Source organism: Bradyrhizobium sp. USDA 3364, assembly GCF_054056355.1.
The window spans coordinates 1979127-2000156 of record NZ_JBSRYG010000002.1 but is presented as its reverse complement, the minus strand read 5'-3'; the positions used below and the strand labels follow the sequence as shown (position 1 = coordinate 2000156).

General features: G+C 59.8%; 22 protein-coding genes and 3 pseudogenes. 17 read left to right on the top strand and 8 right to left on the bottom strand.

Going from position 1 to position 21030, the window contains the following annotated elements:
* Nucleotides 1–67: 67 nt before the first annotated feature.
* Together ACVILL_RS09310 and ACVILL_RS09305 are read left to right on the top strand one after the other, a co-directional pair.
* Nucleotides 68–397: a nuclear transport factor 2 family protein gene (locus tag ACVILL_RS09310; RefSeq protein WP_456728786.1), complete on the top strand. Its 330-nt coding sequence runs from the start codon at nt 68–70 to the stop codon at nt 395–397.
* Nucleotides 394–1173 (top strand): SDR family oxidoreductase, encoded by a 780-nt coding sequence (locus tag ACVILL_RS09305; protein WP_456728785.1) that lies wholly within the window; start codon nt 394–396, stop codon nt 1171–1173. Before ACVILL_RS09310 ends, ACVILL_RS09305 begins: the two co-directional genes overlap by 4 nt.
* A 542-nt stretch (nt 1174–1715) precedes the next feature.
* Here the strand turns inward: ACVILL_RS09305 and ACVILL_RS09300 are convergent.
* Together ACVILL_RS09300 and ACVILL_RS09295 are read right to left on the bottom strand one after the other, a co-directional pair.
* Entirely contained in the window at nt 1716–2087 is a 372-nt protein-coding gene (locus ACVILL_RS09300) for a hypothetical protein (RefSeq protein ID WP_456728784.1), read from the bottom strand.
* A gap of 145 nt (nt 2088–2232) precedes the next feature.
* A complete protein-coding gene (locus tag ACVILL_RS09295) occupies nt 2233–3714 on the bottom strand; it encodes a winged helix-turn-helix domain-containing protein (RefSeq protein ID WP_456728783.1) in 1482 nt (493 codons plus the stop codon).
* Nucleotides 3715–3907: 193 nt separating this feature from the next.
* Between ACVILL_RS09295 and ACVILL_RS09290 the strand changes: the two genes are divergently transcribed.
* The 5 genes and pseudogenes from ACVILL_RS09290 to ACVILL_RS09270 all read left to right on the top strand — a co-directional run.
* Nucleotides 3908–5491 (top strand): tetratricopeptide repeat protein, encoded by a 1584-nt coding sequence (locus ACVILL_RS09290; RefSeq protein ID WP_456728782.1) that lies wholly within the window; start codon nt 3908–3910, stop codon nt 5489–5491.
* A gap of 29 nt (nt 5492–5520) precedes the next feature.
* Complete coding sequence (locus ACVILL_RS09285; RefSeq protein ID WP_456728781.1) at nt 5521–5892, top strand: hypothetical protein; 372 nt, start codon at nt 5521–5523, stop codon at nt 5890–5892.
* A gap of 290 nt (nt 5893–6182) precedes the next feature.
* Nucleotides 6183–6377 (top strand): annotated as a pseudogene (locus ACVILL_RS09280) (hybrid sensor histidine kinase/response regulator); the annotation flags it as partial.
* A gap of 98 nt (nt 6378–6475) precedes the next feature.
* Nucleotides 6476–7288 (top strand): class I SAM-dependent methyltransferase, encoded by an 813-nt coding sequence (locus ACVILL_RS09275; RefSeq protein WP_456728780.1) that lies wholly within the window; start codon nt 6476–6478, stop codon nt 7286–7288.
* Nucleotides 7289–7302: 14 nt separating this feature from the next.
* Nucleotides 7303–7980: pseudogene (locus tag ACVILL_RS09270) on the top strand (cation:proton antiporter domain-containing protein); the annotation flags it as partial.
* Nucleotides 7981–8143: 163 nt separating this feature from the next.
* Here ACVILL_RS09270 and istB read toward each other — a convergent pair.
* Together istB and istA are read right to left on the bottom strand one after the other, a co-directional pair.
* Nucleotides 8144–8905 carry an IS21-like element helper ATPase IstB gene (istB, locus tag ACVILL_RS09265; RefSeq protein ID WP_456727991.1) on the bottom strand — a complete coding sequence of 254 codons (762 nt, stop codon included), beginning with the start codon at nt 8903–8905 and terminating at the stop codon, nt 8144–8146.
* Nucleotides 8906–8919: 14 nt separating this feature from the next.
* Nucleotides 8920–10440: an IS21 family transposase gene (gene istA, locus ACVILL_RS09260; RefSeq protein WP_456727992.1), complete on the bottom strand. Its 1521-nt coding sequence runs from the start codon at nt 10438–10440 to the stop codon at nt 8920–8922.
* A gap of 734 nt (nt 10441–11174) precedes the next feature.
* On the opposite strand from istA, the gene ACVILL_RS09255 reads away from it, so the two are divergent.
* Nucleotides 11175–12602, top strand: coding sequence for a DUF1254 domain-containing protein (locus tag ACVILL_RS09255; protein WP_456728779.1), 1428 nt, complete (start codon nt 11175–11177; stop codon nt 12600–12602).
* Nucleotides 12603–13022: 420 nt separating this feature from the next.
* Nucleotides 13023–13454: a DUF2721 domain-containing protein gene (locus tag ACVILL_RS09250; RefSeq protein WP_456728778.1), complete on the top strand. Its 432-nt coding sequence runs from the start codon at nt 13023–13025 to the stop codon at nt 13452–13454.
* A gap of 418 nt (nt 13455–13872) precedes the next feature.
* Here the strand turns inward: ACVILL_RS09250 and ACVILL_RS09245 are convergent, their stop codons facing one another.
* Nucleotides 13873–14055 (bottom strand): hypothetical protein, encoded by a 183-nt coding sequence (locus tag ACVILL_RS09245; RefSeq protein WP_456728777.1) that lies wholly within the window; start codon nt 14053–14055, stop codon nt 13873–13875.
* Between the two features lie 77 nt (nt 14056–14132).
* On the opposite strand from ACVILL_RS09245, the pseudogene ACVILL_RS09240 reads away from it, so the two are divergent.
* Together ACVILL_RS09240 and ACVILL_RS09235 are read left to right on the top strand one after the other, a co-directional pair.
* Nucleotides 14133–14258, top strand: a pseudogene (locus ACVILL_RS09240) (non-homologous end-joining DNA ligase); the annotation flags it as partial.
* Nucleotides 14259–14275: 17 nt separating this feature from the next.
* Nucleotides 14276–14437 carry a DUF2934 domain-containing protein gene (locus ACVILL_RS09235; protein WP_456728776.1) on the top strand — a complete coding sequence of 54 codons (162 nt, stop codon included), beginning with the start codon at nt 14276–14278 and terminating at the stop codon, nt 14435–14437.
* A 626-nt stretch (nt 14438–15063) separates the two neighbouring features.
* Here ACVILL_RS09235 and ACVILL_RS09230 read toward each other — a convergent pair.
* A complete protein-coding gene (locus tag ACVILL_RS09230; RefSeq protein WP_456728775.1) occupies nt 15064–15444 on the bottom strand; it encodes an NUDIX hydrolase in 381 nt (126 codons plus the stop codon).
* 499 nt (nt 15445–15943) lie between these two features.
* On the opposite strand from ACVILL_RS09230, the gene ACVILL_RS09225 reads away from it, so the two are divergent.
* The 3 genes from ACVILL_RS09225 (at nt 15944) to ACVILL_RS09215 (ending at nt 17229) form a co-directional block, all read left to right on the top strand.
* Nucleotides 15944–16321: a response regulator gene (locus ACVILL_RS09225; protein WP_456728774.1), complete on the top strand. Its 378-nt coding sequence runs from the start codon at nt 15944–15946 to the stop codon at nt 16319–16321.
* A 180-nt stretch (nt 16322–16501) separates the two neighbouring features.
* The gene (locus tag ACVILL_RS09220) at nt 16502–17047 is read left to right on the top strand and encodes a Crp/Fnr family transcriptional regulator (RefSeq protein WP_456734477.1); all 546 of its coding nucleotides are present in this window, start codon (nt 16502–16504) and stop codon (nt 17045–17047) included.
* Nucleotides 16930–17229, top strand: a complete 300-nt coding sequence (locus tag ACVILL_RS09215; RefSeq protein ID WP_456734218.1) for a Crp/Fnr family transcriptional regulator — start codon at nt 16930–16932, stop codon at nt 17227–17229. Before ACVILL_RS09220 ends, ACVILL_RS09215 begins: the two co-directional genes overlap by 118 nt.
* Nucleotides 17230–17918: 689 nt before the next feature.
* Here ACVILL_RS09215 and ACVILL_RS09210 read toward each other — a convergent pair.
* Both ACVILL_RS09210 and ACVILL_RS09205 read right to left on the bottom strand, forming a co-directional pair.
* Nucleotides 17919–18416, bottom strand: a complete 498-nt coding sequence (locus tag ACVILL_RS09210; RefSeq protein ID WP_456728773.1) for a hypothetical protein — start codon at nt 18414–18416, stop codon at nt 17919–17921.
* 596 nt (nt 18417–19012) lie between these two features.
* Nucleotides 19013–19351 carry a hypothetical protein gene (locus ACVILL_RS09205; RefSeq protein WP_456728772.1) on the bottom strand — a complete coding sequence of 113 codons (339 nt, stop codon included), beginning with the start codon at nt 19349–19351 and terminating at the stop codon, nt 19013–19015.
* 51 nt (nt 19352–19402) lie between these two features.
* Between ACVILL_RS09205 and ACVILL_RS09200 the strand changes: the two genes are divergently transcribed.
* From ACVILL_RS09200 to ACVILL_RS09190, 3 genes are all read left to right on the top strand, one after another.
* A complete protein-coding gene (locus tag ACVILL_RS09200; RefSeq protein WP_456728771.1) occupies nt 19403–19534 on the top strand; it encodes a hypothetical protein in 132 nt (43 codons plus the stop codon).
* A 377-nt stretch (nt 19535–19911) separates the two neighbouring features.
* Nucleotides 19912–20253 (top strand): hypothetical protein, encoded by a 342-nt coding sequence (locus ACVILL_RS09195; protein WP_456728770.1) that lies wholly within the window; start codon nt 19912–19914, stop codon nt 20251–20253.
* Nucleotides 20247–20678, top strand: coding sequence for a hypothetical protein (locus ACVILL_RS09190; protein ID WP_456728769.1), 432 nt, complete (start codon nt 20247–20249; stop codon nt 20676–20678). Before ACVILL_RS09195 ends, ACVILL_RS09190 begins: the two co-directional genes overlap by 7 nt.
* The last annotated feature ends 352 nt before the right edge of the window (nt 20679–21030 follow it).

Here is a 21030-nt window from a genome sequence, read left to right as displayed (position 1 = left end):
TTTTCATCAGCGCAATCGAGGTCGTAAGGGCCGATTAGATGAGCGACCCGAACCAATGAGAAGAGCGATGTCAATTCTGCTTCCAGTCCCTATTGAGCGTTACATTCAAATTGCAAACTCGGGCATTGCCGAAGCTGCATCGGAGTGCTTCGCACCTGATGCTACCGTGTATGACGAAGGCCAGACCTACAAAGGCGTGGCGGCGATAAGGAATTGGATGGCCGCCACGAAGAAGAGATACGGCCACACCGTTGCGACACTCGAATTCACTGAGCACGGCGTCCAAAGCGTCCTCAAGGCGAGGCTCGACGGCAGCTTTCCGAACAGTCCAATCACGGTCAACTTCAATTTCGCGTTAGCCAGCGGAAAGATTCGCTCGCTCGAGATACGCTCATGAGCGGCTATCTCGAGCTTGAGGGCACGCGCGCGCTAGTGACCGGCGGCACGAAAGGCGTGGGCGCGGCGGTGGTGGCCGCGCTCCGTGAGGCAGGGGCGCGGGTCCTTACGACGGCGCGCCAACGTCCCGGGAATGTGAGCGAAGCTGAATTCATTGCGGCGGATGTTTCCACAGCGGACGGATGCGCGGCAGTTACGGATTGGGTGCGTAGGCAACTCGGCGGCATCGATGTCCTCGTGCATGTCGTCGGTGGAGCATCCGCGCCGGCCGGAGGCTTCGCGATGCTTGATGATCGCGAATGGCAGAAGGCGCTGGATCAGAATCTGTTCGCGGCGGTACGGCTGGATCGCGCTCTGCTGCCTCTGATGATAGCTCAAGGCTCTGGAGCCATCATTCATATCACGTCGATACAAGACAGGATGCCATTGCCGGAGGCGACGTTGGCCTATGCGGCCGCGAAGGCTGCGTTGTCGAACTACAGCAAGGGGCTCTCCAAGGAGGTCAGTCCCAAGGGCATCCGCGTAATCCGGGTCTCGCCCGGCTGGGTCGAGACGGAAGCGGCGGTGCGGCTGGTCAACCGGCTGGCAGAGGAGGAGGGTACCGACTACGAGGTCGCGCGCAAGGGTCTAATGGCCTCCCTTGGCGGCATTCCGCTTGGCCGCCCTGCGCAGCCGAAGGAAGTTGCGGACCTCGTCGCGTTCCTCGCTTCGCCGCGCGCGGCATCGATCACCGGCACCGAGTATGTCATAGACGGTGGCACCATCCCAACCGTGTAAAGCCTGTTCTGTAAGGCTCCTTCTGAACGTCCTTTCAGGCCAGGTCTGCCGGCTTCAGCGTTCTCCTCGTTGTCGAGACTGTCCGTGCAGGACCGTGGCTGTTAGCGACTTAGTTCCGAGATGTCACCCGTGGCGAGCCTTCTCATTGGCACGCAGGACCTGTTGAGCGTTCTTCTGGAAAGCATGCGAGGCTAAAGAATCACGTTCAATCACTGCTTGGGAATGATGAACCATGATTGAGCATGCAGACGGGCGGCGAATGGGATGTTTGTGCACCAATCTTCCGTCAGATGATATCGCGTTGAATTAGAAAGTATTTTTGTCAGACCGCGAAATCGCTGGGGTATGGGTTTGGGGCCGGGGGTCTGTGATCCAACGTGTCCTTCATCCTCGACAACGTCTAGTCATGCTGGGGATATTGAGAGCACGTTGGTTCACTAATAACTCTACACCGTTCGGGCAAAATGCTCAAAAGCTGGATGCGTCTCGCTTTGCAATGGCTGACTCGTTCGTCTGCAAGGTTCGTGATCGTCGACACACGATCAGGTGGATCGATCCCAGCGATCGAGCTCGTCGACCGGATAGAGAGGTACTTTGCCGATCTTGATGAACGACGGTCCGATTCGCAGGGAACGCCAGTTGCGGAATGTGTCTTCGCTGATTTGGCCACGATAGCGTTCTATAACTTCATCAGTCGTTAGGTAGGCAGGGTTCGACACGGACATTCCTCGTAGCTGCAATCGTGCAACAGCCTGTTGCAGGAATGGGTTGATCACCACGGTGGATAGGGCCCCCGAGGTGTGATCGCTGAAGGGGAACGCGTCGCGGCAGAATGCCCTGAACCTGTATTGGGGCGGCGCATTGCGGCCGCGATAGCCTTTGTCAAGGAGGCGCGCCTCCGTGTCCGGGATCACGGCTTTGAACGTATGGCCGTGCTAGGCTGGACGCCTTCACATGAGTGACGAACTGACCGACTTTGGCATGCGTCTTCTGCGGTGCGCAAGCGCGCGCTGACGGCGCCACTCTCGGCGACTTTCAAGATGCTGCTGGGCCCGCCGTTCACTCCAGCCCGGCTTTGCGCATCCCGTCGAGAAATCGTTCCATCAGTTCGGTCGTCTGGTAGGGTACACAAGTTCTGATCCAATCGAGTGAAAGCTGCGGCTGTTCCCGCCGAATGTTCTTGAGGCAGGCGCGCGCTTCGCCGAGCCGTCCGGCGTGGGCGAGGCTTGCGCAGCGCAGGCGATGAGCACCCTGAAAGCCCGGGCGCAGCCGTGCGGCTTGCGTCGTGTACTCGATCGCCTCGCTATATCGGCCCGCCGTGAAGTGCGCGACCGCGATAGATCCGAGGAACAGCGCCATCATTGGATCGAGCGGACTGAGCCTGATCGCATCCTGCGCATGCGCGATGGCTTCGTCGTCCCGGCCCGCAAACGCGAGCCCGTGGCTGAGATGCGCATGCGCGGACGCGGAGTTCGGGTTAAATTCGAGTGCTCGGCGCAGCGCGGCGATGGACTCCCGGCTTCTCCGCTCCATCAGCGCGCAGTAGCCGAGCGCGATGTGTCCCCAAGGATCGCGGTCATCAAGGGCGATCGCACGCGCCGCATGCTCCCGGCCGGGAGCAATATCGCGTTCGCGATCGTTCCATCCCATGTGAGCGGCGAACACCAGACAAAATCCTAGCAAGCTGCGCGCCGGCGCGTAGTCCGGGTACGCCGCGACGGCACGCTCGAGCGCTACGATCGCTGTGGCGTAGTCGGTCCTGGTCATGCGCCAGAAATGCGTCTGCGCGCGGGCAACCAACTCCCAGGCGCCGAGATCGCTCGCGGTTCGTGAAAGCGCGCGGATGCCTTCCGCGGCAAGCACGCGCGGCTCGATCACGGCGGCGACCCTCGTGGTAATCTCGTCCTGCACGGCAAAAATGTCGCCAAGCTCGCGATCGTAGCGTTCCGCCCAGTGATGGCCGCCGGTCGTTGCGTCGATCAGCTGGACGCTGATGCGAAGACGCGTGCCGGCGCGGCGCACACTGCCTTGCAGCACGTAATGCACGCCAAGTTCACGCGCGACCTGTTTCACGTCGACCACGCGGTTCTTGTAAGCAAAGGTTGAATTGCGTGCGATCACGAACAGCCAGTGAATGCGGGCAAGCCCGGTAATCAAATCTTCGGACATTCCGTCGGCGAAATGCGCCTGATCCGGATCGCCGCTCATGTCTTCGAACGGCAGCACTGCAATGGACGGCTTATCGGGCAACGCCAGCGCGATAGCCTCATTCTCGGGACCTGCGGTCGATGCCCTCTTGCCGATGAAGCGATAACCTCGACGGTGCAGTGTCTCGATGTACCGCGGCTTACGTGCATTATCGCCGAGCGCTTTGCGCAGTTCCTGAATGCAGGTCACCAGTGCCGCGTCGCCCACGGCGACCTCGGGCCATACCGCGCCGAACAACTCCTCCTTGGTGATGACCTCTCCGGGCCGGCCAGCAATGAAGGAGAGGAGCGCAAGCGCCTTGGGTGTCAGCCGCACCTGCCGACTACCGGACATCAGTCCAATCCGCGGCTCAAGACGATAGCGCCCAAACGTAAGTGCCCGATCTTGCATGCGTTTCTCCGCTGCCAAGCTTAGCACAGTCTCCTATAGAAATCCCATTTCTCGCTTATGACTTCGCGGCGCCACGTTCCTAACGTGGCAGGCAGTCCAGCGTCCGATTTTTCAACGGCTAGGTGGAAGGGCCACGATGACAACGTCACTCGCAATTGCTGCCACGGCGGCGGCTGGAATCGTCCTCGTACAATCGGCCCGGGCAGAGACGACTGAGGATAAGCTCGGCAAAGTGCATTTCGAGACGTCGTGCAAGCCGGAGGCGCAGATGCATTTCGACCGCGCGATGCTCTACCAGCATTCGTTCTGGTATCGCGCGTCGCAGGCGGTGTTTGAGGATACGCTGAAAGTCGACCCCGAATGCGGCATCGCCTACTGGGGCATTGCGCTCAGCCTGCTCCTGAACCCTCATGTTCCCCCACCTGCCAAGAACCTCGCCGAGGGCGCGGCCACTATCGCCAAGGCGAAGTCGGTCGGCGTAAAATCGCAGCGTGAGCGCGACTACATCGATGCGCTCGCCGTGATGTATGCGGATCATGAGAAGGTCGATCACCGCACGCGCGTGGTAGCCTATGCGAATGCGATGGAAGGATTGGCGCAACGCTATCCGAACGACGACGAGGCGCAGATCCACTATGCGCTCGCGCTCAATACCTCAGCCTCGCCGTCTGACAAGACCTACGCGAATCAGCTCAAGGGCGCCGCGATACTGGAGCCGATTTTCAAGCGTCAGCCTCAGCATCCGGGAGTCGCCCACTACCTGATCCATCTTTACGACTACCCGTCGATTGCCGAGAAGGGCCTCGAGGCGGCGCGTCTCTACGCCAAGATCGCCCCCGGCGCCGCGCACGCGCAGCACATGCCGTCGCACATCTTCACGCGCATCGGTTACTGGAAGGAATCGATCGCTTCCAACATTGTCTCGGGTCGCGTCGCCAAGGAGGCCGGCGACTATCACGATCAGCTGCACTCAATGGACTACCTGGTCTACGCCTACTTGCAGCTGGGTCAGGACCGGCAAGCGGGCGCCGTGATCGACGAGATGAAGACGGTCTCGGGCTTTACGGAGACGTTCCTGCCCGGGCCCTATGCGCTGGCGGTTTCGCCGGCCCGGTATGCAGTCGAACGCGGCGACTGGAAGATGGCTGCCGCGCTTGAGGTGCGGCCGAGCCCGCTTGCGCATGTGCAGGCGATCACCTATTTCGCGCGTGCGCTAGGCGCGGCGCGCTTGGGCAATGCGGAAGCGGCCAAGGCGGATATCGCCAAGCTCGGCGGATTGCGCGAAATGTTACGGCAGGCGAAGGATGCCTATTGGTCCGAACAGGTCGATATCCAGGCGTATGTCGCTTCCGCCTGGGTGCTATTTGCCGAAGGCAAACATGATGCAGCGCTGAACTTGATGAGTGCTGCCGCCGATGCCGAGGATAGAACTGAAAAGCATCCCGTCACGCCGGGCGTGCTGAAGCCAGCGCGCGAGCTTTACGGCGTGATGTTGCTGGAGCGCGGCAATTCCAAGGAAGCGCTCGCCGCCTTCGAGGCAACTTTGAAGAAGGAACCAAATCGTCTCGGCGCTTACGTAGGCGCTGCCGCCGCCGCCCAGAAGGCCGGCGACGTCGCCAAGGCGCGCGACTATTACGGGAAGGTCATCGCCACCGCGAGCGAAGCGGATATGACTCGCGCCGAAGTCGCCGACGCACGCGCGTTCCTCGAAAAGCACTGATGTGCGAGATGAGGGGTCTAGCGAGAGCATTGACAGCACTGACAGTGGTCGGCGTGCTCGCGGCCCCGGCTCGCGCCGACCCGGTCAGAGTGTTCGGCTATGGCGGGGTGCTCGGCGAGTGGGAGCTGAACGCGGACGTGACAGAACGGCCGTCAACCCCTTGGCGCGAGTACCACGGCACCGTCAGCATGACGCATATCGGGCTGTGCACGCAGAACGGCCCGGAGCAGCGAAAAGGCGAGATCACGATCGAGACGACCCTATCCCCCGCGCGACTGAAAGCCACGATGCGGCTTGATGGCTCCGAATGCAGCTATGCGGCGACATTGTCGGACGCTTACAAGGGCATCATGAATTGCCCCGGCAGGCCCGCAATGCCGCTTACACTGTGGGTGAGGTAAATCGGGGCTAGCTTGTATCACTCCGCGGGAGCACGTGCGAGGATCGATCGGAGATCGTAGGTGTCATCGCCGCGCATTCGCGCGGCTCGGTGGCATGCTCATCGGCTGTCATTGGAGCGCGTCGTCCTCGGCGACTCGGGCGAGGAGGCTCGTCTCTACGCGAGCGCCGATTACTGGTTGCATGAGCTAGGCTACCGTGTTCTGGAAGCAAGTAATGGCCCGCCGCGCATTGGAGATCGTGCAGGCCGACACGAACGTCGCTCTCATTTACAGATGTTGTTCTTCCCGATGGGTTGGACGGTCGAGAATTGGCCCGGGAGGCGCAGCGCCGACGCCCCGGCCTTCCTGTCCTGTTCACCACCGGCTACACCCGTAACGCCGTGATCCACAACGGCCGTCTGGAGTCCCGCGTCCATTTGATCGGAAAGCCTTTTACATTCGCCGAACTCGCCGCGCGTGTTCGCGCCATCCTCGACGGACTTTAGTCATGGCTCCATCATCACTTCCGCTGTTGAAATTGGCTGAATAGCCTAGTGACGGCAGTTTCATCCGCATTCATGCGTAAATTCAAAGGAGTAGCGTGATGTCCATTACCGACAAGATATTCGCCGGATCCGTTCCCGAAGTCTACGACACTTACCTCGTCCCTCTTATCTTCGAGTCCTATGCTGCCGACCTCGCAGCGCGCGTCAGCGCGTCAGCTCCGCAGACTGTTCTCGAGACGGCCGCCGGCAGCGGCGTCGTCCCGCGTGCGCTGGCTCCCCTTCTCGACCCGAATGCGCGCTACATCGTCACCGACCTCAATCAACCCATGCTCGACCGGGCTATCGCTCGGCAAGCTCACGATCCACGCATTCTGTGGCAACAAGCCGACGCGTTAAAATTGCCGTTCGAAGACGAAAGCTTCGATGTAGTGTGCTGCCAGTTTGGCGTCATGTTCTTTCCGGATCGAGTCGCCGGCTATCGGGAAGCGCTTCGTGTTCTCCGGCCAGGCGGAAGCTTCTTCTTTAACGTCTGGGATCGCATCGAGGATAATGAATTTGCTCATGTCGTTACGCAAGCAGCTGGCAAAGTCTTCCCGCAAGACTCACCCTTGTTTCTGGCAAGAACGCCACATGGCTACCACGATGCAAGTGCGATCGAGGCAGATTTGCGTTCCGCCGGCTTCTCGTCCATCCGGCTCGCCACGCTGGCGCAAATGAGCGCCGCGCCGAGTCCGCGCCATCCCGCAATTGCCTATTGTCAAGGTACGCCCCTCCGAAATGAAATCGAGGCCCGCGATGCCACTGCGTTGGAAGCAGTGACCACGTCCGCTGGCGACGCTATCGCGAGGATATATGGAGACGGCCCTGTCTCAGGAAAGATCCAGGCGCATGTTGTGGTTGCATGCGTCTGATCAGCAAATGCACACTGAGCCTGCCCTGGGCACTCGTGTTTGGAGCGCTGATCAGCCCGACCGATCCCGTGGCTGTCCTGAGCACTCTCAAGAACATCAAGGTGCCGCCAAGTCTTGAGGTCGAAATGCAGGGCGAATCCCTCTTCAATGACGGCATCGGCATCGTCCTGTTCACGATCCTGCTCATGTTAGCAACCGCGGGAGCGGGCGAACGCACGACGATCGGTGCAATCAGCGAGTTGCTCCTGGTCGAAGCTGGAGGCGGCCTCCTGCTCGGCATCGTCACCGGATACCTGGCGTATAGGGCCATGCGCCTTATCGACGCGCCATCTCGAAGTGTTGATCCTGAAGCTTGAACAGCATGCTTTGATCATCGCAACAGCCTCGATTCCGATCGTCCTTGTCGCGCGATTCAACGCTGTGGGACTGCCCACGCTCGTCCCGTGGGCCAATTGGATGATGTCCGTTCGCAATGTGCCGTTTCTTGCATGGGCCGGCATCCGCGGGGGATCTTCGTGGCGCTCGCGTTATCCGTCCCCGATAGCCCCGCCAGACCGTCGATTCTAGCGGCAACTTACGCCGTCGTCCTCTTCAGCATCATCATGCAGGGATCGACGCTCGGATATGTCGCAAGGCGGACGGTGTTGTCTGGGAGAAAAAAACCAAAATCTTCTAGGCATCCATCACTTTGACTTCTGCGATACCGACAGCGCTGCGATATGACTGCGCATTCCGATGAAGTCGGCCGTGGATTCCGAGCGAAGCCGGCCGCCTGTACCGATGGAAGCCGGCCGGGGATTCCGATGATCCCGGCCGCCTGCCGAGGCGGGCTCTCGCGACGACGTCGTCATCAGGTCAGTTGGCGGCCTCGTCGTCAAGCGTCTGACGCTTGGCGGCGGCTTTGCGCAGGCTCTCGCCCTTGAGGGTGAGCCTGTGGGCGTTGTGCACGAGGCGATCGAGGATGGCGTCGGCAATGGTTGGGTTGCCGATGAGTTCATGCCAATGCTCGACCGGGAGCTGGCTTGTCACCACGGTTGAGCCGCGGCCATGGCGATCCTCCATCATCTCCAGCAGGTCGCGTTGTTGCTCGGCCGTCATCGAGGCAAGCCCCCAGTCGTCAAGGATCAGGAGTTCCACGCGCGCCAGGGTCCTGAGGAGGCGAGCATGGCGGCCGTCGCCCCGCGCGAGGGCGAGCGCCTCAAACAGCCGCGGCAGCCGTTGATAGAGCACGGAGCGGTTGTCCCGGCAGGCCTTGTGGCCCAAGGCGCAAGCAATCCAGCTCTTGCCGACGCCGGTCGGGCCGATGATGAGCAGGTTTTGATGCCGGTCGATCCACTCGCCGGCGACGAGCTTTTGGAACAGCGGCTTGTCGAGTCCGCGCGGCGCCTTCATGTCGATATCCTCGACGACGGCGTTTTGCCGGAGGCTTGCGAACCGCAACCGGGCGACCAGGCGCTTGTTCTCGCGCTCGGTCGCCTCGCGGTCGACGAGCAGCGCGAGGCGCTCCTCGAAGGCCAGCGCGGCGATGTCAGGCTGTCGTTGCTGTTCGTCGAGGGCCTTCGCCATGCCATTGAGCCCGAGCGCGACGAGGCGCTCGTGAGTGGGATGTGTCAACATCGTCTCTCCTTTCTTCAGTGGTAGTAATCGGTGCCGCGGATGTTGCCGTGTCGGATTGGTGGCCCGTCCGGCGGCTGTTCATTCGCGTAGGCGCGATCGAGCCCGTGCTGCAGGATCGACTTGATCGAGCCGTAGGTGGTCGCGCCGATGTCGTTGCCGCGCTGGCAGGCGGCCTCGATGCGGGCCGAGCCGTAGCTGCGTGCGAGCCGCAGAATGCCGAGACAAGCCCGGAAGCCCTGCTCGGGGTGTGGCTTGGCTCTCATGATCGCCTCGACGAGAGCGATCGTGGCGGGGCCGATCTTGGCGGCTTCTCGTTTGATCCGCGCCGGCGTCCATTCGGCATAGCGCCGGTGCGCGCTCGGCATGTGCTCCGGGATCGTGGTGTGGCGATGGGGCACGTCAGAGCGGGCGTGGCTGGCCACCCGGATGCCCTTGTGCAGGATCTCGATCGTCCTGTCGGTTATGCGCGCCTCGAGCTCTTCGCGGATCAGACGTGAGGGCACCGAGTAGTAGTGACCGGCGAGCTCGACGTGATAGTCGGGCGCGACCCGGCACTTCTTCCACTCGGCATACTGATACGGCATCGGCGGTAGGGCTTTGAGCGCCGGCTTGTCGATCTGCGCGAACAGCTCATTGCGGCTCACGCCGAGCTTGCGCATGATCTTGGCGTTGAGGTCGGCGATCGCCTCGCGGATTGCCGCGTTGAGTTCGTCAAGCGAGAAGAAGCGCTGGTTCCGCAGCCTCGCCAGCACAAACCGCTGGACGATTTGCACCGCCACTTCCACCTTCGCCTTGTCGCGCGGCTTGCGCGGACGCGTGGGCAGGATCGCGGTGCCGTAATGCTGGGCCAGCTCCTGGTAGGTGCGGTTGATGCCCGGCTCATAGCGACAGGTGGCGGTGACGCCGGATTTCAGATTGTCGCAGACGATCGCCTTCGGCACGCCGCCGATCGCCCGCAAAGCATTGACGTGCACCGCAATCCAGTCAGCCAACCCCTCCGACCAGCGCGCCTCGGCAAAGGTGTAGTTGGATGCTCCCAGCACGGCGACAAAGACATGGGCCAGCCGCTGCGCGCCGGTAGCGGCGTCGAACACCGGCACCGTGTCGCCCGCGAAGTCGACGAACAGCTTCTCTCCAGGCCCATGCGCCTGCCGCATGGTCGGCGAGATCGTCTCGCTCCATTTCCGGTAGAGATCGCAGAACCGGCTGTAGCCATAGCCGTCCGCGTGCTCCGCGCGATATTCCTCCCACAGCAAGAGCAGCGTCACGCTGCGCCGCTTCAGCTCCCGGTGCACCGCCGTCCAGTCGGGCAACGGCCGCGCCGGCTTCTCCTCGAATGTCGGCGGCGTGAACAGCCGGCGCTCGAGCTCGCCGTCGTCCATCCCTTCCGGCACCGGCCAGGTGATGCCGATCACGGCAGCCCGCCGCAGATACTCGCCAACCGTCGATCGGCTGATGCCGACGGTGACGGCGATCTGCCGCTCGCTCACGCCAAGGGCGTGCCGCAGTCTCAAAACTTCTCGAACCTTCCGCATCGGCGCTCTCTCGGCGGGCATCAGACCTCCCCTTGCTCGGCCGCAAAGGGGGGCTGGTCCGCGATTCGATCGCCGTCTTCGAGAGCGTCAGGCCGGTCTCAACAGGGTGGCCGGCTTCGATCGGAATCGGTGGCCGACTTCCGTCGGAATCGGTGGCCGGGTTGCGTCGGAATCAGTGGCCGGCTTGCTTCGGATTACGCAATATGACCGAAAGGGCCACGATCTCTCATTGCTATAAGGCCATCAAGCTGGGCTCGAAATATCTTGCAAGTCAGCGGACGATGCGATGTGCCGGCTGGCGTCCTCAAACGAGAACGGCATAACGCTGGAGCGTCGCAAACACACGAGGAATCTCGCTCGAGGTTGACCATGCCTCAGGGCGACCGCGTGCAGCAGCTTGTATCCGTTGCGAGATCTGATTTTTGTCTCCGAGATGCGTTTCAAAACCATTCTCGAACGCATTCGTCATGGCTCGGCGATCAAGGACAGTCCGGCCGTCGAATTCTGCTGAACCTGGCGACGCTTGATGGGCGCGTGGCTTCAAAGCTCGCCGCGTGCGGGTCCGTTCGGCCTGCGGCATATGGTCTTTCTCAATCAGAACATTACCGGTTCTCCCTGATCAGACGCCAGGCCTGTCCGGAAGGGCATATCGCACAGGTCGAGCCCATGATACGGTGTAACCTTTGGGGGAGCTGAAAGCATCGGAGAGCCAGCAACCCAACTGGAGGACTGTGATGAGCATCACGCGCCGCGCCGCGACTTTTGGCGGTCTCAGCCTGCTAGCCGCGACATCCGTAAGCACCGTAAGCCGAGCCGAACTCGGCTCTTTTCTTGGAATCGGGGAAGGACTTGAGGATTTCATACTCGCTACCGACGCGTACATCTTCGGCTATCCGCTGGTCACGATGGAGACGACGCGCAGGGTCATAACTAATGTGGCAGACCCGATCGGAACGCGCGGGCCGATGGGCCAGATCATCAAGCTACGCCAGTACCCGGATGCTTCGTTCCGGGACGTAACCGCGCCGAATGCCGACACGCTGTACACGACCGCGTTCTTCGACGTCGGCAAGGAGCCTTGGGTGCTCAGCATTCCTGACATGAAAGGGCGCTATGCGCTTTTCCCGATGCTGGATGGTTGGACCACCGTGTTTCAGGTGCCGGGCAAGCGCACGACCGGCACCGGCGCGCAGACCTACGCGGTGACTGGCCCCGGGTGGAAGGGCACACTGCCCGCCGGCGTCAAGGAGTACAAATCTCCGACCAACATTGTCTGGCTACTAGGCCGTATCTACTGCACGGGCACGCCCGAGGACTATGCCGAGGTCCACAAGCTGCAGGACGAGTTCAAGCTTGTGCCGCTTAGTTCGTACGGCAAACCCTACATGCCTCCTGCAGGCACGGTCGATCCATCGATCGACATGAAGACGGCCGTGCGCGAGCAGGTCAACCGCATGGACGCTGTGGCGTACTTCACGCTGCTCTGCAAGCTCATGAAAGAAAATCCGCCAGCGGCAGTGGACGCACCTCAGCTGGCCAAGTTTGCGAGCATTGGCATCGTTCCCGGTCAGGATTTCGACGCGACTAAGCTCAAGGCGGATTTCGTCAAACGCGTGCCCGAGGTGGGCTTCGACCGGATCATGCTGCAGTTCAAGATCAACAAGGACGTCAAGGACGAGAACGGCTGGGCCTATACGACCAAGACCGGCATCTATGGTACCGATTATCTGATGCGGGCGCTCGTCACCGCTATCGGGCTAGGTGCCAACCGGCCGCAGGACGCGGTCTACCCGACCTCGATGAAGGACGGAGAAGGCAAGAAGTACAACGGCGCGAACAAATACGTAATGCGCTTCTCCGAAGGCCAACTACCACCTGCGGAGGGTTTCTGGTCGTTAACGATGTACGATGCCAGCTACTTCTTCGTAAACAATCCGCTCAACCGTTATTCGATCAGCGCGCGGCAAAACCTGAAATCGAACCCGGATGGATCGACCGATCTGTACATTCAGAAGGACTCGCCCGGAGCCGATAAGGAGTCGAACTGGCTCCCAGCACCTCCCGGTGATTTTATCCTGATGTTGCGGATGTATTGGCCCGACGAAAGCGATCCTTCGATTATCGACGGATCATGGAAGATTCCACCGGTGAAGAAGGTCTGATGTGGGGAGTGAGTATGGGGTTGCAGCTGGTTGGCCCCATACTCCTTCTTGATGGACCTTTGTTGTTGCCTATGAATCGGGCGGTATGTCGTCGCGAACTACAACCGGAACCTGATCACCGCGTTGGTCGACCTAAAGGGCTGAGCCATGAAATGTAGCAAGAAGTTGTTTGCCGTCGTCTCCGTGGTCTTCGTAATTCTTCTGTCATGGAGCACGAGAACGCTCAATGCGCGCGACGCCGATCTCGCCTCTCCCGCCTTCGCGGCGGCTCAGACGGCCAAACAGCAATGCATGAATACCTGCCGTGCACGATATCGCGACTGCCTGTCCTTGAAGCAAATACCATCCACGGAGTGCCGGGGCGTTTACCGGGATTGCATCCGCAACACTTGTAGCGCTGTGCGGGGATGACCGGCGCGCATGCTTGAAACGCCATCAGTCACGCAGCTTTCGCAAGTCATCAGTCACGCGATTGCGCCAGCATTCATTCTGGGCGCAGTTGCCGGCTTCATATCTGTCCTGGTGACACGCCTCAACCGCATCATCGACAGGTGTCGCGTTGTTGCATCTCATGAAGGCACCGAGTCGACCAAGGAGCGGCTTTATCCCGATATGTCGCAACTCAACCGACGTGCGGCGCTCATCAACCGAGCGCTCTTTTGGGCGGTGGCAAGTGCACTTGTCACCATTCTTCTCATGATCGTTGCATTTGTAGATGCGTTTTTTGAGCTGCCTCATGAGAGAGGTGTTGCTCTGTTGTTTACCCTAGCGCTTATATTGTTTGGCGTTTCTCTCATCAGTTTCGCTCGGGAGATCCGAATAGCGATCACGGATCCCAACAACTACGACTGAGCCTAGCATTCCTCGCCGGCGCCTCAGGTTCTATTCTCCCGGTCGCCGCGAGAAGGTTCGAACCGCGCGGTGATGGAAATCTTGATGAACTCAAGCCAGCGACTTCAATCGTGGAGATGTAGGCCACTCGCTATATGCGCGCCAGTCTCAGCCTACCGCGCCAGCTTTGGCAGTGCCCCCTCTTAGCACCTGAAGGTAGCGCACCGGCGGCTGTTGTCGTCCATGAAAGAGCGGACCAACTTCTCCGAGCTGCAGGTGGAACTTGCCAGATCAAGATCGCTTACTGTACTACGCCTTTGATCGATTTCCAATGGCTCGATGGTCAAGAGTTGCGCAGGCAGCCACAGATTGAGCGGAAGGTCCTGCTGCAGGGGAAGCTCGACTATGAGGGCATTATCTCAAAAAATGCGGATGCGCCTTACCGGTAGGAGAGAACGGAAGCCTGGCCGAAGGTGAAGACGGTCAACGCGAACGGTTTCCAGTTGTCTGCTTCATCAAGGAGCGCACCCGTGTCGCCACACTTTATCTTGGCAAGCAGCAAGGCAACGACCTGGTCTACATGGGCAAAGGGCGGCACCGGCTGGTCGCGGACAGTGTCCAACCAATCCGCAAGCAGTTCGATATGGTCGTTCGTCCGAAGTCAAAGCTCGCTAATCCGGTCAGAAACCCAACGACACCTGGGTTGAGCCGTCGTTCGTCGCAAATGTCGAGTGCCGCGACATTACGTCAGAAGGGTTGCTACGAGCCAGTTCGTTCAAAGGGCCTATCCAGGAAGTAGGAACGCAGGAAGCTCCCGTCCGTTGAAGGTCAGGAGAAACCCTATGAACAAGCGGATTGATGAAGCGGTAGCGGCGCGTGCCTATCAACTCTGGGAGAAGGCTGGCAAGCCGGAAGGGCGCGACGAGGAATTCTGGCGACTCGCCGAGCAGGAACTGATCAACGAAGATAAAAGCTCTCCTTTGCGCACTCCCGACACGCTGTGATGAATCCCAATTGCCCCATCTGCCACTGATTCGGCTGGTGTGCACGAATTATCTGCATCTCGCCTGAAGGAGCCGGATATGAGCTAGGTGCTCAACGAGGTCGGCCCAGCGAGCCCTAGCATTGGCCCGTTTCCAGCTTTCCGTCGGCGTCGTTTGAACGCATGAAAGCGCCCGTTCCGGACACCCGCTCCGATGACGTATTCAGCTGCCTGCGAGGTTGTCTAATGCGGTGGGCTGAGGCGCTTGGAGCGGCCGGCATGATCGTGGACGACTTCAGAGGTTCCAGTAAATGGTCGTAATCAATCGGCAGAAACCTAGCTGCGCTTCAGGCGAGCGACCCCCTCTCGTAGTCAACCAAAGCTCGATAGTGTCGTGCGCAGAGCCCGAGCCTTTGCGCTTCGCCGTCGAAGACTTCTCAAATTGCTCGGCCAGTTGCCTAACGTCCACGCAGGGGACAGGGCAACTTCGTGGTACGCAATAAGGGACCGAACGCTACGGCCCCTTTCTAATTCAGCGCCCGCTAGGGGCTATTTCTCTATCAGTTGTTGAAGATTCTCATGCGCAGTTTGATTAGTTGAATCAAAGCCGCTCTTTCTTCGGGCGTGTGCCGCTCAACTGAGGCGGCCTTACTTTTTCGGAAACAGCTTGTCCCTTACATACCGGGACGTCGGCGTCAGTCGAATGCCGCGCGGCTTGCGCCAGATCGCCTTGTCGATTTCGCGCTTGTCACCAATGGTCAGGCGGCCAGAGGCTTTTCGGGTGACAAAAATCGCATCGCTCATCTTTTTGCCCGAGCGGCGGTTCTTTGATTTTACTTCCTTCCAAAGCCGAACGCGCCCGAGCTTGAGCTTGGGTAACTCCTCTTTGATTTCTCTCCGGAGGCAATCCTTTTCCGTCTCGCGTGACCGCTTGCGACCACCAGGGAACATCCAAAGTCGATCACTCTTGCGTCGCACCAAGAGAACCTTACCGCGCTTTACCGCTATGAGCTTTGAAGACTTCGCCATTCAATGCTCAGTTTCGCCCACGGGAATCGCTCCACTGTAGCAGAATGCCCGTTAAGCCTCGGTTTCCTCAAGCTTAAAACTTATTGGGGCACGTACTCGTAAGCGACGAGGACTCCGAGTCCGATCATGGCGACCAGGCACTGCGATGGTGGGCGCGTGCACTCTCCCTCCAGTTCCCAAAAGTTAGCGGGCATAGGTTGATCCAAATCAGCGAGCAAGAACTGAAGGATGGCCCGGAACCGAAGAACGCATCGCGACCCCGTGAAGATTATGGGCTAGCAACATTTGCTAGTTCACTAAGTCGTCCTAACCGCCCGACCTCCGAGTGCGCCCCCGTACGGGACAGCGAGGGGCTTTGGATCAAATCTAATTTGGAGACGCAGGAACGATTCGATTTGCGATCACTTTCCCCTTCGCCACAATGTCAGATACCCAACATTGTGGCGCAATGCCGCCCCGCAGGGGCCGCCAGCCACCAAAAAGACAGAAGGTCGCACCCATGCAGCCCAGCGCTCGCAGACGACCTGTTGTGCTCGTCGTCGAAGATGACCCGCTTCTCCGAATGAACGCTAGCGCAGCAATCGAAGCCGCCGGTTTCGACGTCGTCGAGGCCGCCGGGGCCGAGGAGGCTATCGCGATCCTTGAGCAGCGAAGTGACATACGTTTGCTGTTCACTGACATCCAAATGCCGGGATCGATGGATGGACTTAAGCTAGCCCATTTCGTCAAAGGTCGTTGGCCACCGATCAAGATCGTTGCCACATCAGGCCATGCATATGTCACCGAGAGCGACTTGCCCGACGGCGGCCGGTTTTTACCTAAACCGTATGCGATAGCGGAGATGGCAAGCACGATAGACCGACTTATTCGACAGTAAGGATAGTCTTCGCGAAGTCCGTTGAGGGTTCTTTTCGATCATCGAAGCTCAAGTTGCCGGGGACGATATGAGCCTAGCATTATCCCCACTTGAGCGTACTGTCAGGCCATTGACGGCAAACCACAGGCGCCGCTGACTGAGAGTCCTTTGCGCTCCCGGCCACAACCGAGGGAGCGCAGCATGCCGCATAGAGGCAACTTACTTCTCGCATCGCTTTCTCCGGGCGATTTGGCTGCCCTTCAGCCTCACCTGAAGCCCCTGCATCTCGAACAGGACCAGGTCTTGTTCGAGGCAGGCGATACCATCGACGCTACCTATTTTCCAACCAGCGCAGTCGTCTCGATCGTGGTTATGCTGTCGAGTGGCCAGGTCGTGGAGGCCGCGATGGTCGGCCGAGATGGCGTGCTTGGAGCGGCGGCGGCGCTTGATGGCAAGATGGCATTAAGCCGGGCCGTAATCCAACTGAGCGGCGAGGCAATGGTTTGCGGTCTGGAGGGGCTCAGGGCAGCGGCCATGCAAAGCCAGCCGTTTCTTTCGCTACTGATCAGACTGAGCAGACCCTATATGCGCAGGCGCAGCAATCGACCGCCTGCATTGCGGCGCATCATGTGGAGGCCCGTCTTTGCCGGTGGCTGCTCAGGTCGAGAGACTTGTCGCAAAACGATACGCTTTTATTCACGCAAGAGTTCCTGGCAGAGATGCTCGGTGTCAATCGAACGAGCGTGACATTGGTGGCGCACACCCTTCAGCGAGCCGGAATCATCCAGTACAGCAGAGGCAAGATCCGGATCACCAACCTTGAGGGCCTGCAGGATGCGGCCTGTGAATGCTACGAAACCGTGAGGTCGCAGTACCAAGGCCTGCTCGGCGGGGATTATGATCAGGCGAGAACTCGCGCCCCCTCGTAGGCGGGAGGTCGGCTCCTTGGCACCGCAAATCTAAAATTGGGTATCCGACATTGGATGTAAGTTCCACTCATTACCGCGCGACGACGGGGAGGAAGCCATGCTCGTGCATACTGTCGATGACGACGTGTCCTTCCGGACGCGGTTGCGCGCTTCGATTTCCGCTTTGACCCAAACAGGCATCCAAATTCCATTATCAGGCCAGAACGAATGCTATAATGTTGCCTCAGGGGCCGCGTCCGGGGATGCTAACCGGTGACGGTGCCGCTAGGGCCGCAGCGGGAAAACTGGCCGGCGCGATCCCTTAATCACCGACGGAGATATCCGCGGTGATACCCGTAGCCTCGATGCACGCCGTAACCGTAGCGACGGACACCGTAGCCACGATAGCCGTAGCCGTATCGTCGGTAGACAGGCGCGGTACGGACACAACCCCGTGGGCCGCAGACCACTGCGACGTTCTCGACGTTCGAAACGGGCGAAAGTGGGGCAAACGGCATCGCGGACGCTGTCTCTCCCACAGCAACGCTGCCGAGCGCAGCAAGCGCAACAAGTAAAAATTTGAGTTTCATGGCTTCTTTCGTGTTGGCATCTTAAAGCATCGCGCACAGTAAGACGTCAAAGGTGAACCGGAGATGAGCAGCATGAGGTCTGCCTAGCGATCCTCGGCGCGCCGCCTGCCGCGGGATCGCTCATGAAACGCAGCCCTGTTTTAGGTTGATTGACCGGAGGAAAGTGTCCAACCCGCTCTGGCCACAGTTTTTCTTCTCGCCGGCCTGCTTAGGCATTTCGGGCCGTACCGGCGGCGAACTGTTGCCGGCCGCCGCTTTTCGCTTCGTCGTTTTGTATCCCGTGTCCGCTGGATCATGCCAGTGTCGAGAAATGATCTTGGACGGTGTCGTCCGTAATTCGGATGGACGGGGTGTGACGACGATTTGAATGGGTCCAGCGGGGGCGGCTGAAGCATCCACTGTCACCACGGCAGCCTGGTCCGCTTGCGCGGGTTCATTCGCGACAGCGGCCCCGACTGTGTCGTCATCGACCTTTAATGGAAGCCGGTCGCTTTTGCCCAAGGTCGCCGCCACGGGATAGTCTATCGTCGGCAATTCGGGCGTTGGATTCCTACCCAGCGCTGCGACAACTCCTATACCGACCAGGCCGAATACTCCGAGGGCACCAATCCTGATCATGCTGGTTGATCCTCCTGACCAATCCAACGGAACGCGAAGGCTCATGCCCAATTTTGCCCAGAATAAGGCTAAGCTTTTGGTCCTGCTAACGAAATAATCCTGGGCGTTATGGCGGCTCTCAAGGCCACAGTTCAACGGCACGGGCATCCGATTGCGACCCGTGCAGGGGCGCGGTACTTCCGCCGCAACTCGGCCCCCAACCGCCTAGCTAGGGCTTGGGGTCGGAACGCCGACGGCGCCTTGTGATCCTTTGCCATCGACAATTGGCCAAGCGACATCGGCGCGAGTGTTCCTAGACTAATTCCCACTCGCGAGTTTCCAAAGAAACGGCCCCAGCACTTCTGGGGGCTGGGGGGCCAGTGCTGGAGCCGTCACCTGATCCGCCGATTTTATCTCTTGGAGGTCGGCAGCTTCGATACTGTGCCCCACTCGGATCCTTCCGCAATAGCTTGCGTGCAACAGTGTCCTAGTTCCCCAGCGCGGGTGTCGTCAGCACCCGAGATGCGGTGCTGGCCCGTGGCATCGCCGCTAACTTCAGTGGTCTTTTTTGATTTCTTGAAGTGGGATGTTTGCTTTAGGAGAACGGCACCCAAGGCTCAGCGGATGTTCCCGGCGGCCCCATCCAAGATTTCTATAGCCCGATCGGCTTCAATGGATATGCAGTTTGTGCCAATATCGGTGGTATGAATCGAGAACGGCATCGACGTGCCCTGGAAGCGCAGCTGAAAATCTCTCGTGCTCTCGCTGGAGAGTATCCGGACCGACCGACCGCCGACGATCTCCAGAACCTGGAGAACGAGATCAGGCGTCAACTCGGCATAATTGCTGACCAGGCTCGCACCGAGCAGGCTAACGCCGTCGCCCAAGAGTACGCCGACAGCCAGCGAGAGATTATCGCCGAACTTCGGACGAAACTGAATTGAGGCTTGCGTCAAAAGCGCCAGTACGGCTCCAAGCTCGGGCGAGAATCACAGGAGGAGACCTCCGTGAAGGGATTGCTGATAGTCATTGGCGTTGTTTTGGCTCTCTACATTGCCGACCAGCAATTCGCCCACGGCCGATACACCGATGCCATACAGCGCATGGCGGCGCAGATGAGGCATTCATTTGGAATGTAAGGCCCGCCCCAAGCTGGAACGCTATTTGTCAAGCGCGTTTAACTGGGGAAAGCGGCAGCGTTGACATGATATCTGTCTGACGCCCGCGCGAATGCCAACGCCAATGAAGCCACGGCTATGATGACCGCTGCACCTGCTTCGTGGAGTGGCCTTCTCACCTTCGGGACAGCGATACAGTCCCTCCGAGACCGGAGTTTCATCGATGCGGTCTTCTAGACCCGAACTGCTCGGCCTACCACGAACATCGGGGGCCTTATCGGGGCCTCCAACGCACGAAGGGAAATAGCCCAGGCCGCCCGAAGCGATGAAGCCGCACCGGATTCCGATCGCCGTGCGAAGCCTAAAGGATCGGAGCGCAACCGACCGCGAGCGCCGTCATGCTTGACAGCGAAAGCGTTGTGATAAATTTTGGGCGCTGGAAATTCGTTCCGCTTCTCGAAACCGAAAAAGGACAACGAAGACCGTCTGGAGTGACGACGATGTTCGATAAAGAAATTGCCCGTATCCGTGCTCACCGCAACAACATCTACCGTTATCGACGGCTGCTGAAGACGAGGCTGTCGGACCTCGAACGACAGTTTATTGAACGGCGGCTCTCCGAGGAGCAGGCCGCTGCCGAGGCGCTGTTTTCCGAATCCTTTCCCGTCACGTCTACCTTGCCGAAAGCCCGTCCCCGATCGCGGGGACGTCGTTATGACCGACGTTCCGCGACATGCTGATCGGCGGCAGCAAGAAGGTCATCGGCCACCATCGGCTGCTGCTGGCCAGCCGGAAAACCGGGAACGAGCGCGAACCATACCTAAACTGGATCGAGCGCGAGCAACGGCTGCTCGACGAACTCCAGGCTTGGTTCCCGGAAAACGGTTCGCGGCGTGACCTCTCTGACGGACCACGATCGCTTTGCGGCGTTCGACATCGTGCTGAAGCGGCGCGGCCGCAGGTGGAAATGGTCCGTCTGCGTGGCTGGAGGAGAGGCCGTCATGTGCGGCTCGGAATGCAGCCGCGCCGGAGCGAGATACAAGGCGCAGCGTGCGCTGTTTCTCCTGCTGTGCGCGAGCGGCGTTTCGGGCACGGCTCAATCTTCCGGACGGCTCTGAAAGGCGATTTTGAGTCTAGCGGCCTCGGCGACGGTGACGCAAATTGAAAACGAGCCAGAGCTAGCGGAGGTCTATTCAATAGAGATTGGGAAATCGTCTAGCCCCCAAACGCTCACAACATCGCGTCTGCCAGCAGCCACGCGCTTCCAATGGCGGTGGCAATGACTGCGGTGACATAGGCGAGTTGACGCCGCCGAGAGGGCATGATCACCGAGGCACCTGCTTGCTTAGGACGTCCGTCAGCGTCTGTTTTATGCGTTCGGCTTGTTCCTTCGTCAACTTCTCGGCGAAGGGACCACCTTTTTCCAACTGCGCCGGACCCTTACTTACTCGATCATAAACCATCCAGTCGATGCTTCCTCTTCGAACGATGAACCTCGCGTGTAGAGGCGGTGTGTC

Bases quoted from the DNA above. Each gene is read 5' to 3' on its own strand.
- ACVILL_RS09210 (WP_456728773.1), bottom strand. From the start codon at position 18,416: ATGATCAGGATTGGTGCCCTCGGAGTATTCGGCCTGGTCGGTATAGGA.
- ACVILL_RS09305 (WP_456728785.1), top strand. From the start codon at position 394: ATGAGCGGCTATCTCGAGCTTGAGGGCACGCGCGCGCTAGTGACCGGC.
- ACVILL_RS09225 (WP_456728774.1), top strand. From the start codon at position 15,944: ATGCAGCCCAGCGCTCGCAGACGACCTGTTGTGCTCGTCGTCGAAGAT.
- ACVILL_RS09195 (WP_456728770.1), top strand. From the start codon at position 19,912: ATGCTTGACAGCGAAAGCGTTGTGATAAATTTTGGGCGCTGGAAATTC.
- ACVILL_RS09290 (WP_456728782.1), top strand. From the start codon at position 3,908: ATGACAACGTCACTCGCAATTGCTGCCACGGCGGCGGCTGGAATCGTC.
- ACVILL_RS09220 (WP_456734477.1), top strand. From the start codon at position 16,502: ATGCCGCATAGAGGCAACTTACTTCTCGCATCGCTTTCTCCGGGCGAT.
- ACVILL_RS09255 (WP_456728779.1), top strand. From the start codon at position 11,175: ATGAGCATCACGCGCCGCGCCGCGACTTTTGGCGGTCTCAGCCTGCTA.
- ACVILL_RS09190 (WP_456728769.1), top strand. From the start codon at position 20,247: ATGCTGATCGGCGGCAGCAAGAAGGTCATCGGCCACCATCGGCTGCTG.
- ACVILL_RS09235 (WP_456728776.1), top strand. From the start codon at position 14,276: ATGAACAAGCGGATTGATGAAGCGGTAGCGGCGCGTGCCTATCAACTC.
- ACVILL_RS09295 (WP_456728783.1), bottom strand. From the start codon at position 3,714: ATGTCCGGTAGTCGGCAGGTGCGGCTGACACCCAAGGCGCTTGCGCTC.
- istA (WP_456727992.1), bottom strand. From the start codon at position 10,440: ATGCGGAAGGTTCGAGAAGTTTTGAGACTGCGGCACGCCCTTGGCGTG.
- ACVILL_RS09310 (WP_456728786.1), top strand. From the start codon at position 68: ATGTCAATTCTGCTTCCAGTCCCTATTGAGCGTTACATTCAAATTGCA.
- ACVILL_RS09230 (WP_456728775.1), bottom strand. From the start codon at position 15,444: ATGGCGAAGTCTTCAAAGCTCATAGCGGTAAAGCGCGGTAAGGTTCTC.
- ACVILL_RS09250 (WP_456728778.1), top strand. From the start codon at position 13,023: ATGCTTGAAACGCCATCAGTCACGCAGCTTTCGCAAGTCATCAGTCAC.
- ACVILL_RS09275 (WP_456728780.1), top strand. From the start codon at position 6,476: ATGTCCATTACCGACAAGATATTCGCCGGATCCGTTCCCGAAGTCTAC.
- istB (WP_456727991.1), bottom strand. From the start codon at position 8,905: ATGTTGACACATCCCACTCACGAGCGCCTCGTCGCGCTCGGGCTCAAT.